This window comes from Hymenobacter properus (assembly GCF_015694735.1).
Lineage (GTDB): Bacteria > Bacteroidota > Bacteroidia > Cytophagales > Hymenobacteraceae > Hymenobacter > Hymenobacter properus.
The window spans coordinates 861506-878380 of sequence record NZ_JADQDP010000002.1 but is presented as its reverse complement, the minus strand read 5'-3'; the positions used below and the strand labels follow the sequence as shown (position 1 = coordinate 878380).

13 protein-coding genes are annotated in these 16875 nt (G+C 62.0%); 10 read left to right on the top strand and 3 right to left on the bottom strand.

Annotated elements, in window-relative coordinates:
- The first annotated feature begins 123 nt into the window (after window positions 1-123).
- The 4 genes from I2I01_RS09895 to I2I01_RS09880 all read left to right on the top strand — a co-directional run bounded on the left by I2I01_RS09895 (window position 124) and on the right by I2I01_RS09880 (window position 5480).
- Entirely contained in the window at window positions 124-1218 is a 1095-nt protein-coding gene (locus tag I2I01_RS09895; RefSeq protein ID WP_196286275.1) for a sensor histidine kinase, read from the top strand.
- 11 nt (window positions 1219-1229) lie between these two features.
- Window positions 1230-2027, top strand: coding sequence for a LytR/AlgR family response regulator transcription factor (locus I2I01_RS23555; protein WP_196286274.1), 798 nt, complete (start codon window positions 1230-1232; stop codon window positions 2025-2027).
- 170 nt (window positions 2028-2197) lie between these two features.
- Entirely contained in the window at window positions 2198-4606 is a 2409-nt protein-coding gene (locus I2I01_RS09885; RefSeq protein ID WP_211537894.1) for a TonB-dependent receptor, read from the top strand.
- 64 nt (window positions 4607-4670) lie between these two features.
- Window positions 4671-5480: a DUF4249 domain-containing protein gene (locus I2I01_RS09880; protein ID WP_196286273.1), complete on the top strand. Its 810-nt coding sequence runs from the start codon at window positions 4671-4673 to the stop codon at window positions 5478-5480.
- Window positions 5481-6747: 1267 nt separating this feature from the next.
- Here I2I01_RS09880 and I2I01_RS09875 read toward each other — a convergent pair.
- Together I2I01_RS09875 and I2I01_RS09870 are read right to left on the bottom strand one after the other, a co-directional pair.
- On the bottom strand, window positions 6748-7395 hold the full coding sequence (locus I2I01_RS09875) for a TetR/AcrR family transcriptional regulator (RefSeq protein WP_196286272.1): 648 nt from the start codon (window positions 7393-7395) through the stop codon (window positions 6748-6750).
- A gap of 236 nt (window positions 7396-7631) precedes the next feature.
- A complete protein-coding gene (locus I2I01_RS09870) occupies window positions 7632-8369 on the bottom strand; it encodes an efflux RND transporter periplasmic adaptor subunit (RefSeq protein WP_196286271.1) in 738 nt (245 codons plus the stop codon).
- A 1102-nt stretch (window positions 8370-9471) separates the two neighbouring features.
- Between I2I01_RS09870 and I2I01_RS09865 the strand changes: the two genes are divergently transcribed.
- From I2I01_RS09865 to I2I01_RS09840, 6 genes are all read left to right on the top strand, one after another.
- Window positions 9472-10542 carry a sensor histidine kinase gene (locus I2I01_RS09865; RefSeq protein ID WP_196286270.1) on the top strand — a complete coding sequence of 357 codons (1071 nt, stop codon included), beginning with the start codon at window positions 9472-9474 and terminating at the stop codon, window positions 10540-10542.
- The gene (locus I2I01_RS09860) at window positions 10539-11309 is read left to right on the top strand and encodes a LytR/AlgR family response regulator transcription factor (protein WP_196286269.1); all 771 of its coding nucleotides are present in this window, start codon (window positions 10539-10541) and stop codon (window positions 11307-11309) included. Before I2I01_RS09865 ends, I2I01_RS09860 begins: the two co-directional genes overlap by 4 nt.
- Window positions 11310-11471: 162 nt before the next feature.
- Window positions 11472-12098 (top strand): RNA polymerase sigma factor, encoded by a 627-nt coding sequence (locus I2I01_RS09855; protein ID WP_211537893.1) that lies wholly within the window; start codon window positions 11472-11474, stop codon window positions 12096-12098.
- A 46-nt stretch (window positions 12099-12144) separates the two neighbouring features.
- Complete coding sequence (locus tag I2I01_RS09850) at window positions 12145-13728, top strand: c-type cytochrome (RefSeq protein ID WP_211537892.1); 1584 nt, start codon at window positions 12145-12147, stop codon at window positions 13726-13728.
- Between the two features lie 38 nt (window positions 13729-13766).
- Window positions 13767-14630 (top strand): alpha/beta fold hydrolase, encoded by an 864-nt coding sequence (locus I2I01_RS09845; RefSeq protein WP_196286268.1) that lies wholly within the window; start codon window positions 13767-13769, stop codon window positions 14628-14630.
- Between the two features lie 121 nt (window positions 14631-14751).
- Window positions 14752-15669 (top strand): alpha/beta fold hydrolase, encoded by a 918-nt coding sequence (locus I2I01_RS09840; protein WP_196286267.1) that lies wholly within the window; start codon window positions 14752-14754, stop codon window positions 15667-15669.
- A 530-nt stretch (window positions 15670-16199) separates the two neighbouring features.
- On the opposite strand, the gene I2I01_RS23700 is transcribed toward I2I01_RS09840, so the two are convergent.
- Window positions 16200-16823, bottom strand: coding sequence for a putative quinol monooxygenase (locus I2I01_RS23700; protein WP_230678939.1), 624 nt, complete (start codon window positions 16821-16823; stop codon window positions 16200-16202).
- Window positions 16824-16875 lie beyond the last annotated feature (52 nt).

Sequence of the window (16875 nt, the reverse complement as noted above, 5' to 3'; positions counted from 1 at the left end):
GGAGCCGCTGCCGGTTGGCCAGCTAAGTGCCTTGCCGTATTGCCACTGTTTTTATTCCTGGTGCCGCTGCAAATTTGTACGCCTTGCCGCCACCGATTTCGCCTGCTTTACGCTACCCATCGCATGCCGCTCCTCCCCTCCGACCTGCACCGCCTTGGCGCCCTGATGCGGGGCGTGGCCGCCCGGCAGGCCCCGGTGGTAATTACGCCCCGGCAATACCCGTGGCTGGTGCTCTTCACCTGCACCCTGATGGGCCTGATGGTGGTGCCGTGGATTAGCACGTTCTCGCCCGGTACGACGATGGAAGCGGCCTTCAATGCGTTTCGCTTCATCTCCTTGAGCGTCGCTTTCCAGATGGCCATCAACTACGTGCTGCGCTACGGCGACAACCGGCTGCGGCACTGGCTGGACTACCGGCCGCTCTGGCTTAACATCCTGTTGCGCGTTGGCATTGCGTTCAGTGCCGCGGCGTTGTTTACCGTGGTGCGTTTTTTCCTGCCGCACAGCTGGGGCATGCACCACGAGCAGCCCCGGCTTATTAACGCCTTGGCCGGTTCGCAGATTTTCGCTTTCATCATTATCGTTGTGCAATTGGCCATCGAAACGATGGAGCGGAGCCAGTACGTGTCGACCGAAAACGAACAGCTAAAGCAGGAGCAACTGGCCGCGCGCTACGAAGGCCTGAAACAGCAGCTCAGCCCCCATTTCCTGTTCAATTCCCTCTCCACGCTCGGCAGCCTCATCCACGAAGCGCCCGCCGCGGCCGAGCAATTCGTGGAGGAAATCGCGGAGGTGTACCGGTATTCATTGCAGCACGGCGAGCAAACGGCCGTTACCCTTAGCGAGGAAGTGGCCTTTCTGCGCTCGTACTGTTACCTGCTGCAAATGCGGTTTGGCGAAAGCCTGGACCTGCACATCGACTTGCCCGCCACTGTCATGGCCCGCACCATTCCCCCGCTGGCCTTACAGCTGCTGGTCGAAAATGTGGTGAAACACAACGTGTTTACCCGCAAACGCCCGCTGCGCGTGGCCATCGAGTTTCAGGCCCCGGCCACGCTGCTGGTGCGCAATACCTGGCAGCCCCGCCCAATGGCCGCCCCCAGCAACGGCGTGGGGTTGAGCAACCTCACCAGCCGGATTCGCATGCTCCATCACCAGGAAGTATTGGTTGAACAATCAGCCGATGAGTTTCGGGTGTACGTTCCCTTGCCTGCTTAACCTTATCCCACGTGAACATCCTCCTCGTAGAAGACGAACTCAGTACCGCCCGTTCCATTCAGCGTTTTATCGGCGAGGTGCGGCCCGATGCCCGGGTGCTGGCCCACCTGGAAAGCGTGGCTGACGCGGTGGCCTGGCTGCGCGAAAACGCCGCCCCCGACCTGATGCTGATGGACATCCAACTGGGCGATGGCCGCAGCTTCGACGTGCTGCAACAAGTGACGGTGACCTGCCCGGTCATCTTCATCACGGCCTATGACGAGTACGCGCTCCAGGCCTTTCAACAAAACGGCATCGAGTACCTGCTCAAGCCGCTCACCCGCGCCAAGCTCGAGCGCGGGTTTGACAAATTCGACGCCCTGCGGCAGCACTATGCCGAGCCTGCCTCCCCGGCCAACACCAGCCCGCCCGTGCCCGACTTTGCCGAACTCCTGCGCACCGTGCAGCAGTTGGGGGGCGCCACTGCTTATAAAAAGAGCTGGCTGATTCCGCACAAAACCAAGCTCATTCCCGTTGCCGCGGCCGAGGTGGCCCATTTTGCCATTCGCAACCGCCTAGTCTTTCTAACCACTCTCAGCGGGCAAGAATATGCCCTAGATGTGTCGCTCGATGAACTGGAATCGCAGGTCAATCCCGGCGAGTTTTTCCGGGCCAACCGGCAGGTGCTCTTTGCCCGGACCAGCGTGGCGGAGCTCGAGCCGTACTACAACGGCCGGATGCTGGTGCACCTCCGGCCCGCCGCGCGCGAAGACGTCGTGATTTCCAAGCCCCGCGTGACCGAATTGAAAACCTGGTTGGGGGGGCAGTAAGCTACCGGCCCGACGGGCAATTTTCTGCGAAGAGTACGGCGAGTTCGGTGCTTGTTTCGGCGAGTTGGGGTGGTTTTGGCTAGCCATCGGGCGCCGAAACGTCTTGTTTTGACATCAGTTCGGGGCGCTTACAGTGGCCTGGATAATGTTAAAATTTTTAGACTAATTCCTTGGAAAACAACCGCTCCGGGCCCATTGCCTCGCTGCCTGCTCCGGCCGGCCGGTGGGGTGCCCACCATGTTACCAACGGGCTGGGCTTGCCGGCCATCTGCCTGCTGACGGCCCTAAGTCTGCAACCCGCCCAGGCCCAAACCCGGGTGACGGTGAGCGGCACTATCAAAGACCTCAAAACCGGCGAGGACCTGACCGGTGCCACCGTCCGCATCCTGGAGCTGCCGGGCGTGGGCACCGGCGCCAACGCCTACGGCTTCTTCACCCTGACGGTACCCGTGGGCACCTACACGGTGGAAACCAGTTTTGTGGGGTACCAGACGCAGGCGCGTAAAGTCACGCTTACCAGCAGCCAGCGGCTCGATTTTAAGCTCAGCAGCGGTGGGCAGGAACTGACCGAGGTGGTGGTGACCGGCCGCAGCAGCCAGGCCAACGTCAGCAAGGCCCAGGCGGGCGTGGAGTCGCTCGACTTGAAGCAGGTGGCCAAGGTGCCGGTGCTCTTCGGCGAAAAGGACGTCATCAAAACCATGACCCTGCTGCCGGGGGTGAAAACGGCCGGCGAAGGCAGCAGCGGCTTTTCGGTGCGCGGCGGCAACGTGGACCAGAACCTGATTCTGCTGGACGAGGCCCCTGTATACAACGCCTCGCACCTGCTGGGCTTCTTCTCCACCTTCAACTCCGACGCCATCAAGGACCTGACCGTGTACAAGGGCGGCATGCCGGCGCAATACGGCGGGCGGCTCTCGTCGGTGGTCGACATCAAAATGAAGGACGGCGACAACCAGCAGCTGCACGGCAGCGGCGGCCTGGGCCTCATTGCCTCGCGCCTGGCCCTGGAAGGTCCCATTGTGAAGGACAAAGGCTCGTTCTTGGTGACCGGCCGGCGCACCTACGCCGACTTGTTCCTGAAGGCCTCTTCGAATGAGACGACCAAGGATGCCCGGCTATATTTCTACGACCTGAACGTGAAGGCCAATTACCGGCTCAACGAGCGCAACCGCCTCTACTTCTCGGGCTACCTGGGCGAGGACGTGATGGGCATCAGCGCCTTTGGCAGCAACTACGGCAACCAGACGGCCACGCTGCGCCTCAACCACTTGTTCACGGACCAGTTGTTTTCGAACACTTCGCTCATTTACAGCAAGTACGATTTCGGCATTCGCCTCACTTCCAGCGACCAGGACATCAACATCGATTCTAAAATTCAGGACTGGAACCTGAAGCAGGACTTTGAATACTCGCCCAGCGCCAGCCAGACGTTCCGATTCGGGGCCCAGGGTATTTACCGCACCATCACGCCGGGCCGCATCTCGGCCGCGGCCACGGCCGATATCAATTCTACCCCGGACAAAACCAACCACTCGCTGGAAACGGCGGCTTACGTGTCGCACGAGTGGAAGGCCACCGAAAAACTGGACTTCACCACCGGCCTGCGCCTGTCGGGCTTCAGCCTTCTGGGCCAAGGCAATTATTCGACGTATGACCCGGCCGGCAAGGTGCTCGCGAGTACCCACTACGCGACGGGCGACTTCGTGAAGACCTACCTGCGCCTAGAGCCGCGCTTGGCCGCCAGCTACCAACTCGCAGAAAACACGGCCCTGAAAGTTGGCTACGCCCGCAACGCGCAGAACCTGCACCTGCTGAGCACGTCGGCCGCCTCATCGCCGACGGATTTGTACATCCCCACTTCGCTCAATGTGAAACCCGAGCTGGCCGACCAGCTTTCGGCGGGTTACTTCCGCCAACTGGGCCCCAATGGCGCCTATTCGCTCTCGGCCGAGGTGTACTACAAGTGGCTGCAAAACCAGATTGACTACCGCGACAACACCCGTCTCAGCCCCAGCACCGACGTGGAAAGCACCCTGCTCTACGGCAAGGGCCGGGCATACGGCGTGGAACTGCTGCTTAAGAAAAACACGGGCCGCCTCACGGGCTGGGTAGGCTACACGCTCAGCAAATCGGAACGACAATTCACGGCCATCAACAGCGGGGCGTGGTTCAACGCGCGCCAGGACCGGCCGCACGACCTGTCGGTGGTTGGCGTGTACGAGCTGACGCCGAAGTGGAGCCTGTCGGGCACCTTCGTGGCCAGCACCGGCAACGCCGTCACCTACCCCGTGGGCAAGTACCAGGCGCTGGGCCAGACCGCGAGCCTTTATGGCCTGCGCAACGCCGACCGCCTGCCCTACTACCAGCGCCTCGACCTCGGCGCCACCTTCGAGAAACCCCAGCAGCCCGGCAAGCGCTTCCACCACAGCTGGAACTTCTCCATCTACAACGTGCTGGGCCGCCAAAACCCCTACACCATCACCTTCGAAACGGTGCCCGACGACGCCACCCGCACCCAGGCCCTGCAAACGGCCCTGTTCCGCATGATTCCCTCGGCCACCTACAATTTCAATTTCTAAGACGGCTTACTACCGGGCACTGACGCAAAGCGTGAGCGCCTCTTGGCCATTTCCCTACTTTCCCATGAACACCTGCTCTTTTACCCGCCTGCTGGCGGCTGGCCTGTTGCTCGCGACTTCCGCCTGCCAGAAAGTGATTGACCTCGACCTGAAAGCGGCTGCGCCCCGGCTCATGATTGAAGGCAACCTGGCCGACGACGGCCAGCCCTGCACCGTGCTCCTCTCGCGCAGCACCACGTACACCGATACCAACACCTTCCCCCCCGTTAGCGGGGCCCTTGTCACCCTGAGCGACGACGCAGGCGGATTCGAAACCCTGGCCGCCACCCGCACCCCCGGCCGGTACCAGGGGCGCACCCTGACCGGCCAGCCGGGCCGGCGCTATACCCTGCGGGTAGAAGTGGATGGCGAAACCTACGTGGCCACGGCCACCTTGCCCGTGGCGGTTCCGCTTACCGGCCTGCGGGCCGAGAAATCCAGCTTTGGGGGCGACAACATCCAGCTCATACCCGAATTTCAGGACCCGGCCGGCGTGCGCAACTTCTACCTGTTCCGACAGTACCGCAACGGCCGCCTCAATAAAACGGTCTTTCTGCAGGACGACGAGTTGACCGACGGCAAAGCCAATTCCCGTCCGCTGTTTGCCCGCAACGCGGACGAGGCGGATGACATCCTCGTCGGCGACAGCGTGCGGGTCGACATGCAATGCGTAGACGCCGGAGTGCATGGTTACCTCGCCACCCTGAGCCAGATTTTGCAGGGAGGCAGCTCGGCGGCCCCGGCCAATCCAACGTCCAACTTTTCGGGCCATGTGCTCGGCTATTTCAGCGCTCACACCCTGCGTCGGCGCAGCCTAGTTGTGCCAGCGCTGTAGCCAAACCGGCTGCCAACCGCTTTAAAAACGTCGGATTAAACCCCTTGTCAAGCGATGAAGTACCCCCGGCTGTGGAACTGGTTTTCCGGTCGGGTGGCCCGCGCCGCCCGCCAATCCGTCGGCAGCACACCGCTCCCGATGGTTACCAGCGAATGGGTGGAGCATCGGTTGCCCAACCTTCTGCTGGCCTTTTTGTTAGGTTTCCTACTCGTGGGCGAACTCGCCTTGATAGCAATAGCCAAAGCGTAGACGACGACAAATGACTGCACTGGCAATCAGCATGACCTTTTCGGTGAACCTCCTTGAGTTATTAGGCTAAGTGTTGCTTACCTGCTGCCGGGCTTTATGCGGGCGCTCATTACGGTAAACGCCGCGTAGCCTAGTCCGAGGGCCTTGTAAACAACAGCCTCGTTGAGCTGTGGCTTGCGAATATGCACGTATAGCGTCCGGTTTTCATGCACCCACAGGGCCGTATCAAGCTGGTAGGCTAAAAAAGTAGGCTCATAGCCCGAGGGCCCAATCACGCGCCGCACCTGGGCCGGGTGCTGGCCCCCACCTGTGCCACGCCGCAGCCGGCGTTACCCCCTGCGTTGCAATCACCACCTCATCAGCGGCCGGCTCCGCCTCGGGGCTACGTCCGCAGCCTTTTGGCATCCCGCCATCAGCAGGACCAGTATAAGTAAGGACTTTTGCATCGATTGAAAGAGTTGGTTGACCGGATGACCGGCCCTGGCCGGCAACCGTTGCATTAGTGCACGGATTCGGTCCGGCTGGCGAAACTTCGTTCTGTTAATCGAACCTTTAACGTAAAGCAAAAAACGGCCACCTACTTTCTCTTTCGCAACACGACACGTGCTTCAACGGGTTGTAATCCTACCGCTTAGAAGCCCGCCGATTTCTCCGCCGTATACGTGGGTGAACGGCCGAAGAAGAGAAGGGTAAGCGCACTTGAGGCCTTTGGGCAGCTGCATCCGCAGTTGCTGCTAGGGCATTGATGGCAGGAAACAGCCACACGCCTGAGAAAAAACAGTCTACATCGTAGCCTGCTTCTAAGAAGCCCTCCAGCGCCGTCAAAAGGACGTGGAGTAGCCCATAACGCGTCGCTTTACGCCACACGCTCGCACCGCCTCTGTCGGGCAGAAGGCTGCCTTTCGCTTCGGCGCCGCTGACCAGACCGGGGATTATTGGCTGAGCTAGTGGCTCACGCCCATTGGGTTTTGGGGAGGGCACGCGCATAATGGAAGATGAAAAGGGCGCTGACCAAGGCCTAGTAGAAAGGGTGCGCCTCTTGCAGACGCCGCACGGCCAGCGCGCCGGCCGGTGTCACGATGGCCGCGATAAAGTTGTTCAGTAGCGCGCGGTGCATGTCAGCCCGGTCAATGGCGGCCGCTGTGCGAAAAATGCGGGTTTTCTCGCACCAGCGCCGCGCCTGCGCGTCCACATCCAGGTCGGGGCGGTACAGGCATTGCTGAATGCCCCAACGCAGGTTGTGGCACAAGTGCTTAGTGGAGAAACCCGCTACGTGCGACTGCCAGCGCTGCTGCTCGGCGGGGAAGTCAGCCGCCAGCTGTTGGAAGAAAGGCACCAAGCCGGGCTTCATTTCCGCGCTGGCCCAGTTGCGCAGCGCCAGCAATTCTTCCACGGCGTTGCTGCTGTGGGCCCGGTGCAGGCATAATTGCTGGTAAATGGCCTGCACTTGGGCATCCACTACCGCACCAATCAAGGCGGCCTTGTGTGGAAAGTGGTGCAGCACCCGGCCGGGGGATAAGCGCAGGCAGCCGGCAATGTCGGCCACCGATACTGCGGCGATGCCTTGGCTGACGTACAGCGCGTGGGCCACCGCCACGATGCGGGCACGCTCGCCAGGGGCCGTCCGCTCGGGCGAGACAATCGCGAAGGAGGGTGAAAAATTCATCAGAAACAAACGAAACACGCGCGGCTAGCTGCCAGCATTGGCCTTGTGGGCACCCGGCGCGGGGGCTGGAATAAAACGAGTTGTCCTCCGTTGCTTGCCCTGCCAGCGTTGCGACAGGGCAAGCAACGGAGGACAGTCTACCGCAGTAAATGCCACTCGGCTAATGGTAAAGCGGGATAATGGCTGTCGCGCTCGGCCGGGGCAGCCGAACGGCGTTCTAACACCTGAGAGGGAGGCTACAGGGCCTCGCCCGTGTCCACTACCGGGGCTAGGGATGGCACAATAAGCTGGCCTTCCTGCAGCGAGCGCACGCCCTTGAACACAACCCGGTCGCCAGCTTTCAGGCCTTGCTGCACCACGTACCCGGAGTCAGTGGCAAAAGGCAGCACCTTTACCTCGGTGCTCCTCACCTTGTTGTCGGCACCCACTACGTACACCAAGTGCTTGCCTTGCCGCTCGTAAGTGGCCGACGGCGGCACGAGCAGGGCCTTGGGAATCTGCAGCGGCAAGCGCACCAGCCCCTTCCCGCCGGTACGCAACACGCCGTTGGCATTGGGGAAGGTGGCTTTCACCGCCACGGAGCCGGTTGCGGGGTCAACCTGGCCTTTGGTTCTGTCCACCCGGCCGCGCTGTGCGTACACGGTTCCGTTGGGAAGCACCAACTGCACGTTGCTCATTTGCCAGAGTAGTTCCAGCATGGTGCTGTCCTGCCAGTGCCACTCGAATGCCTGAACGGCTTTTTCGTTCACCAGGAAATACGCGCGCATATTGCCCGTACCGGGCTGCTCCTGCAGCGAGGCGGGGTAATCAACGTGTAGGTTGGCCGTCTGAGGCGTCAGCGTAAGCACGGCGTATTCGTTGGCCGTCCGAGCCGCAGCTTTGGCATTTTTTTGGTCGGGAGTGGAGCTACAGGCTGCGGCGATGCCGAACACGAATACGCCGGCTACCATTGGGTGGAAAGGAACTTGTATCATAACTGGATAAGCGGTTAAAACACAGCCATGCTCTTACATGGCTCACGTGTTTACAGGCAACAGGCTACTTACCAGTAGCCCAACTGCTCAAAACAACGGCAGAGTCCGCCGTTGGGTAAGCACAAACCGCCTGAACTCGCCTTAATCACAACCGGACTCGCCGGCCACGGGGGCGAACTCGACCGCGTTCAGCGCGATTGGTGCAGGAGGTGCCTGGTAATAGAGGGCAGTCCATGCCGTTGAAAAGCCTGGAATGGTCAACCACTTGAACGGGGTCTTTTATGACAATCGGTAAGCGCTAAGTAGAATTAGTCCCTCCGGGCATAGTCGTGTTTACGAAACTCATCCCCTAATGCCGTTTCGTAAACTTTGAATCGTAGACGGGTTTCTTAAACTCGGCAGACGCCAAGACAGATGGTTTCAGGCTCTTGCCGAACTTGCAGACAGTGGACTTCAGTCGTTCAGTTAAAGGAGCGTTCTTGCTACTTTTGCTCCGTCGGTTCAAGAAACATGACAACCGATGAGCGACAAACCCTGGCGAAAGGGCGCATCACCTAGCGAGGCGACCTCTCAGACGATTGTTCCGCTGATTGGGTGGGGCAGCCGCACGAGCCAACGCCGTAAAGGCTGCCCGCAAGTATTTGCTCGAATTAGGCTGCGTCCTGAAAGCGCCACTGAAAAGAATCAAAAGCACGGTCAGGCGAACGGGCCGAACCAAGTGGGGGCCCTCTCAGAAAATGGAATAAATAGCACGTTAAGGCTTGGAAAGGGGCCATAAGGGCTTAAGCTTACCGGGTGCGCGTTTTGTGCACCACGAACAGTCCCCTTTCAGGTTAATTTGCTTCCAGCCCCGCGGCGATAAGTGGGGCAACAGCACTTCGTCCACCGGCGGGCCGTGGGCACGCATGGCCTACACGGAACGGTAAAGCCGGTGACCAGCCCCGCGACCCGCGCCTGAACAATGCCCTTGCCGCGCGTGGCTACCAGGGTGACTAGGGCCGGTGCGATGCCTGTTGGGTGGCGGCATATAGGGCCGTGAAGCATCCCGTTTCAACTCGGAGCTGGGTTTTCCCGTTGGGACCTATTCACCTGGTTTCCGCGCATGCTCCTTCTGCACCGCCTCACCTGGCTGCGTATCGCGGCCGCCTGGGGATTGTTCACGCTTTTTATGCTGGTGCTGGTGTATGCGCAGGCCCTCATCGGAGCAGCGCCCTGGCACGGGCGCACGCTGCTGCTCGCGCCCCTGATTTACGGCCTGACGGGGACGCTGCTCACGCCCCTGGTTTTCGTGCTGGCCCAGCGCTTCGACCTCACGGCGGGCCGGGCCCACTGGCTGCCTTACCTGCTGGTGCACGCCGCGGCCAGCGTGGCGCTCACCATTGCCTACCGGGCCGTGTTCCTGAGCGCGCTCTTTCTGGTGGGCAATGCCCAGGCGCCGGTTTCCTGGGCGGCTATCTTCTCGGGCGTTAACTTCTGGGTGCCCATCTACTGGATGCTGCTGTTCGTGGTGTACGCCCTTGACTACTACGCCAGGTGGCAGCGTCGCAACGTGGAGGCCAGCCGTCTGGAAATGCAGCTCGCGCAGAGCCAGCTGCAGGTACTCAAGCAGCAGCTCAACCCGCATTTCCTGTTTAACACGCTCAACGGCATTGCCACGCTCATCGGCGACGAGCCCCGGGCCGCGCAGCGCATGACGGCCAAACTGGGCGAGTTTCTGCGCCTGGTGCTCGACCACACCGATGCCCATCAGGTACCGCTGGCGCAGGAGCTGCACTTCATTGAGCTGTACCTGGAAATGGAGCAGGTGCGCTTTGCCGGCCGCCTCGCTGTTTCGGTGGAGGTGACGCCGGCTGCCCAACTGGCTGTGGTGCCGCACTTGCTGCTGCAGCCCCTGGTGGAGAACGCCGTGCGCCACGGGCTGAGCGCGCCCGGCGTGGGCAGCGTCCACATCCGGGCCGACCGGCGGGGCGACCAGCTGGTGCTGGAAGTGCGCGACTCCGGCCCGGGGCCGTACCCGACTACGCCCCACGGCGTGGGCCTGGCCAACACCGAGCAGCGGCTCCGGTTGCTCTATGGCACGCGCTACGCGCTGGCCCTGGAGGCGGCCCCGGCGCAAGGTGCGGTGGTGCGCCTCGAACTGCCGTTTACTACCCTGATTTCGCCGCAGCCGTGAGTTCGTTTCGGACCCTGATAGTAGACGACGAACCCCTGGCCCGCCGGCGCATCCGGCAGCTGCTGGCCGACCACCCGGACTTTGCGGTGCAGGGCGAGTGCGCCTCGGGCGCGGAGGCGCTGCAGGTGCTGGCCCAGGAGCCGGCTGCCGTCGACCTGGTGTTTCTGGACGTGCACATGCCCGGCCTTGATGGCCTGCAGCTGGCGCAGCAGCTGCCGCCGCTGGCGTTGCCACTGGTAGTGTTCGTGACGGCGTACGACCACTACTTGCTGCAAGCCTTCGCGGCCCATGCCGTCGACTACCTGCTCAAGCCGCTCGACCCCGACCGGTTTGCCCGCTGCCTGGCCCACGTCCGGCACCGCGTCGGCCAGTACCGGGCCGGGGCGGCGGTTGCCGCGCCCGCAGATTTGCCGCCGCTTGCGGGCCATTTCCCGGCGCAGCTGCTTATCAAGCAGCCGGGCCGCCTGTATTTTGTGCCCACCGCGCAGGTAGCCTACCTGGAAGCCACCGGGAACTACGTGACGGTGCACGCCCAGGGCACGCCCCACCTGCTGCGCACCACCCTGGGCCAGCTCGCGCAGCAGCTCGACCCGCAGCTGTTCCTGCGCATTCACCGCTCCTTGATTGTGAATACCCAGCACGTGCAGGAGCTGCGGCCCTGGACCCACGGCGAATACCTGCTCAAGCTACTCGACGGGACGCACCTGACTTCTTCGCGCAGCTATACCGGAGTCATTCAGCAGTTTATTCAACTACACAGTGTTTAGCCGGGGGTCACGCGCGGGCTAGGGGGCGGGCAGTTCGTCCCGGTTGAGAGCCGTTTCGTCACAGCATACCCTTCGCAGCTGACAAAGGCACGTATGCCGGAGCATTCTCTGGATTGAAACGGAGGCTTTTCCAAGCTATTCGCTGCAAGACGCGGCTGCTTCATGCTCTTTTCTACTACCCTGCAGCCGGCTGCTTATGCTTCTCCATCAGGTCCGCTGCCGGAGGCCTTGCCCGCCGTCGGTGCGCTGCCACCGGAAACGGAGTCGGAAGAAACCAGGCTGGTGCAGCGTCTGCTGGCCCGCGACGAGCGCGCCCTGCGCCTGTTGCACGACCGCTACGCGGCCAACCTGCTGGCTGTGGTGCTGCGGGTGGTGCGCGACCGGGACCTGGCGCAGGACGTGTTGCAGGAAGGCCTGCTGAAGGTCTGGCTCAGCATCAGTAGCTACGATGCGGCGCGCGGCCGCCTCTTCACTTGGATGGTGCGGGTGTGCTGCAACCAAGCCATCGACGCGCTGCGCAATCCTCGCCACCGCTTCAATAGTAGCACCCAGCCCCTCGAAGATGGGGAGGTGCGGCTGGCCTCGGCCGCTAGCACGTTCAACCCCGAGCACATCGGCTTGCGCGAGTTGCTGCTCCACCTCAAGCCCCGGCAGCGCGAGGTGCTGGACCTGCTCTACTTCGGCGGCTGCACCCAGGCGGAAGCCGCCGAGCAACTCAACATCCCGCTGGCCACCGTCAAAACCCGGGCCCGGGCGGCCATGAGCACGCTGACTCGCCTCTGCATCTAAACCCATTCCCGGTTCTATCTGCTCGTTTTTTTCAACGCCTCGCCTTATGAAGCACCTTCACCAATTTCGAATCCCCGCGCTGTTTGTCTCGGCGCTGGCCGTAGTGGCCGCGTGCCAGGGCGGCAACTCAACCCAAACAGAAACTGCGGTATCCGGGGCCGATGCCGCCAAAACCGACACGACTTCGACGGCCCTGCAAGTCGGTAACATCGAGCGAGGCCGCGAGGTGTTCCGCCACGAAACCTTTGGCGACGAAGGCTTCTGGACCGATGCCGCCCGCATGCCCCAGGGCATGAAGGCCGCCAAGATGACGGTGCTCGACGCCTTGAAAGCCGGCGTGAACTTCGACGTGGACGCCATGCCCGCCGACTTAAAAGCGGCCTTGGCGAAAGAAGTCAACACCGACCACTCGCCCGCCAAAGCCCCCAGGCTGAACGACCCCGCCACGCTCGACGCGCTGGTGAAGGCCAACGCCGTGATTGGCATGGTGCCGAAAGGTGCGAAGGTGGGCGTGACCTGCGCGCTGTGCCACACCATTACCGACAAGTCGCTGTATGAGCTGACGGGCAAGGGCACCATTGGCAAGCGCATCGACGGGCCCACGCAGCACTCGCTCAATGTGGGCAAGCTGCTGGCTACCTGCGATAATACGCGGGCCTTCTTCACTACCGCGCAACTGCAAATGCCCGATGGCAGCACCATCGGCCGGGCACCCAAGGGCCTGACGCCCAAATCGACCGAAGCCGAGTTTGATGCCTACTTCAGCAACCCGAAATACTACCCCGTGGGCTCGTTCGACGACTCGCCCGATGGCGTGGGCAATCCCATTCACATCACGCCCTTTTTCCGGCAGGACTTGGCCGCGCCCTACGGCTCATCGGGCCAGAACAGCGACCTGAACGACTTCAACAACACGGTGTACACCGCCCTGTTCGACCAGAGCAACCTGCTGTCGGACGGCGGCCGGCAGTTCATTCACACCCTGGGCGCGGCGGCCGGCGATTCCATGCTGGCCGGCTACACCAAGGTGCTGGCCGCCACTGGCGTTTCGGGCTACCCCTACGTAACAGCCGCCCTCAAAGGCAAGCCCGGCGACCCGCCCACGCCCACCGGCAAGCGCGTGGATGAGCAGAAGCTGCGCGACCTGCAAGCCTACGTCAACAGCCTGCCCGCGCCCAAAGGCGTGATGACCAACGCCGCACAGGTGGCCAGCGGCCGGGCCCTGTTCGTGGCGCAAAACTGCACCTCGTGCCACAACACCAACCAGAGTGAAGCGGTGCAGCCCAAACTGGTGCCGATGAACGTCATCTGGCCCGGCTATGCGCCCAAGGTAATTGCCCAGCGCAAGGCCCCGCTCACGCCCATCCAGAACGCCCCCGGCACCTTCGACGACAAGATGGTGGTGGTGGATGCCAGCCCCGGCGGCGGCCCGCGCGGCAACGCCCTGCCCCTGCTGCTGGACCTGGCCCGCAAGCCCGTGTTCCTGCACGACAACTCGGTGCCTACCCTCGACGAGCTGCTGAACCCAAAGCGCGGCAAAACGGCCCCGCACCCCTTCTACGTGGTATCACCCGCCCAGCGCACCGAGTTGGTAGCCTACCTGAAAAGCCTCGACACCGACAGCAAATAGGCTTCACGCATCTTTCAACTTATTTAATCCTCCATCTCATGAGCTACATCAAAGCCGGCCAGGATGCCAACGGCGAAGACATCAAACTGCATTACACCGACCAGGGCAAAGGGGCGGTGGTAGTGCTCATCCACGGCTGGCCGCAGAGCCACGAGGCGTGGACCTACCAGCTGGGCGAACTGCCCAAGCACGGGCTGCGCGTGGTGGCTTACACCCGCCGTGGCTTCGGCAACTCGACCAAGCCCTTCGAGGGCTACGACTACGACACGCTGGCCGACGACCTGAAAGCGGTGCTCGACACGCTGAACCTGCAAAACGTGACGCTGGTGGGCTTTTCGATGGGCGGCGGCGAAGTGGCCCGCTACATGAGCCGCCACGGCGGTGCCCGCGTAGACAAAGTGGCCTTCGTGTCGTCGGTGACGCCTTATTTGCTGAAAACCGACGGCAACCCCGACGGCGTGGACAAGTCGACTTTTGACGATATCCAGGAGAATATTGCCAAAGACCGGTTCGATTTCCTGCAGACCTTCGGCAAGCAGTTTTACGGCGAAGGGGCGTTGAGCAAGCCGGTGAGCCAGGCCGTGCTCGATTGGTCGTTTGGGCTGGCGGCGCTGGGCTCACACCAGGCTACCGTGGCCTGCGGCCATGCCTTTGCCGAAACCGATTTCCGCCAGGACTTGGCCACCATTCAGGTTCCGGCGCTGGTTATCCACGGCGAAAGCGACAAGACGGTGCCGATTAAAAACAGCGCCGACCGCATGAGCCAGTACCTGCCGCACGCCACCTTCATCACCTACGAAGGCGCGCCGCACGGCTTATTTATTACCGACAAGGACAAGTTCAACCGCGACCTGATTGACTTTGCCACCGGCACCGACGTGCGCGGCGGGCAGGCCAGCTAGCGGCCCGCACTGCCTCCGAAGGCCGGCTCCGCTACTCGCAGGGCCGGCCTTTTTTACCTTTCTTATTTTGCGCACCCGGCTGCTCACGGGGTACCGGGTTGCGTTTTACACTCTTTTGACCATGACACTACATCACATCAGACGGGGCAGCGGCTCGCCATTGCTGTTGGTGCACGGCATCGGCGGCAGCTGGCGCTCCTGGAACACCGTGCTGGACCAGCTGGCGGCCGAGCACGAAGTCATTGCCGTGGATTTGCCCGGCCATGGCGACTCGGCCCCGCTGACCGGGAAACACACCGTCGGCACGCTGGCCGATGCGCTGACGGCGTTTCTGACCGAGCAAGGCCTGCTGGGCATCGACGCGGTGGGCAGCTCCATGGGCGCGCGGCTGGTGCTGGAGCTGGCCCGGCGCGGGGGGGGAATCGTGGGCGCGGTGGTGTCGCTGGACCCCGGCGGCTTCTGGGAGGGCTGGGAGGTGCCGGTCTTCTACCATTCTGTGGACTTGTCGCAGCGGCTGGTGAAAGTCCTGCAGCCGGTGATGCCGGCCCTGGCGGGCTCGGCCGTGGGCCGCACGGTGCTGCTGCCCCAGTTTTCGGCCCGCCCCTGGGCCGTGCCGGCGCGGCAGGCCCAGGAAGAAATGTACTCGTTTGGCCACACGCCCGTGTTTGGCGAGTTGCTTGATGCGTTGGCCCACGGAGAGAAACAGCAGGGAGCCCCCCAGGGGAGCCTGCCGCCGCTCGTCATTGGCTGGGGACGGCAGGACCGGGTGTGTTTGCCCCGGCAGGCGGCGCGGGCGGTAGCGGCCTTTCCCGACGCCCGCTTGTACTGGTTTGCTAACTGCGGCCACTTTCCGCAGTGGGACCAGCCCGCCGAAACTGCCCGCCTGATTCTGGCGGCGGTTTCCCGGCAGCCGTTTCACGACCGCGACATCGCCGGGGCGGCTTCAGTGCCCACTCCGCGCCCTGTGCCGCGTGCCGCCGTTGCCGCAGCTGTAGTAGGGCTGGTAGCCGGTGCCCTCTGGCTGCTGCGCCGCCGGTAGGGCATGGTGGAAACCCTGCTGGTGGCTGGCTACCAGACGCTGGTGCCGTCCATGCGCGGCTGCGACAGTTCCGTCTTTCCAGACGTCGCCCCGCTGGGTATACCACGGCCCAGACGCAGGATGTCATGGACCTGCTCAACCGGCTGGGCATCGACCAAGTGGGGCTCGTGGGGCATGACTGAAGCGCGCGGCCGGGTATGCGGTCGTCGGCGTGACCCAGCAGGAGAAGCGGAGCGGACGACCACCGTGGCCGAGACGCTCTGTCGCGAGCAGCAACTCGGGGTGAACAAAATTGCGCAGCGCCCGCGCATCTCCAAAGTCACGCTCTATAAAACACTTGCGCCATCGGGGCGTCATGAAAGCCGCAGCCAAGGTGACCGGATTGAGTTATGTGCCAAACGCTCAGTCGAATCCCTCAATGTGCTATTTATTCCGTTTTCTGAGAGGACCCCAAGTATGGGAATGGCGCCCTCTCGTTCACTTTAACGGTCATTTCTGCGGCCGAAGCAGTCCTATGGTTTCTGCTTTAATCACGGATTAAAATTCTCCGCCGTTACCTTCAGCAAATCCATGTCCGGGAAACTACCCAGCAACGAAAGCGCGTGTTTGGTTAATTCCTGGGGAATGCGGCCCGCCAGGTGTTTCAAACGGGCCCCGTTGTCCGGGAAAACATCGAAAATGCCGTACTCCCCATTCGGCAGGCGGATGGCAAACCACGCAATGGTTTCTTCTTCGGCCATGGCCAACGGCTGGGCATCTTTTAAAAATTGAACCACTTCCTGCTCGTGGCCCTCCTTTGCTTTGAAGGTGAGCAACAGTCCTTTTGTATTCGGCTCAGCGGGCGGTTGGGAGGGTAGTTTGCTGGCCAATACCTCTATTTTCTGGATATCCGGAGAGGTTTCAAATAAATCGGCGGCTTGTTGCCGCAAGGCGCTGGCAACCGCTCCGTTAAGGTGTGCCTCGCGGGCCGCTTCATCAGGAAAAAAATCGACGATGCCGTATTCAGACCGGCCAAAACGAACGGCAAACCAGGCTGTTGTACCGGCCTCCTGTCGTACCAATGGAAGGGCAGAAGAAAGAAAGGCTTCTACCGCGTCGTCTTTGCCATGTTTCGCCTCTAAACGAACGAGTAACCCTTTTGTCGTCATCGTCATGTCTGAATTAATTAATATGATTTTTTAAATGTAGTCTATTAAAGGATTAAAA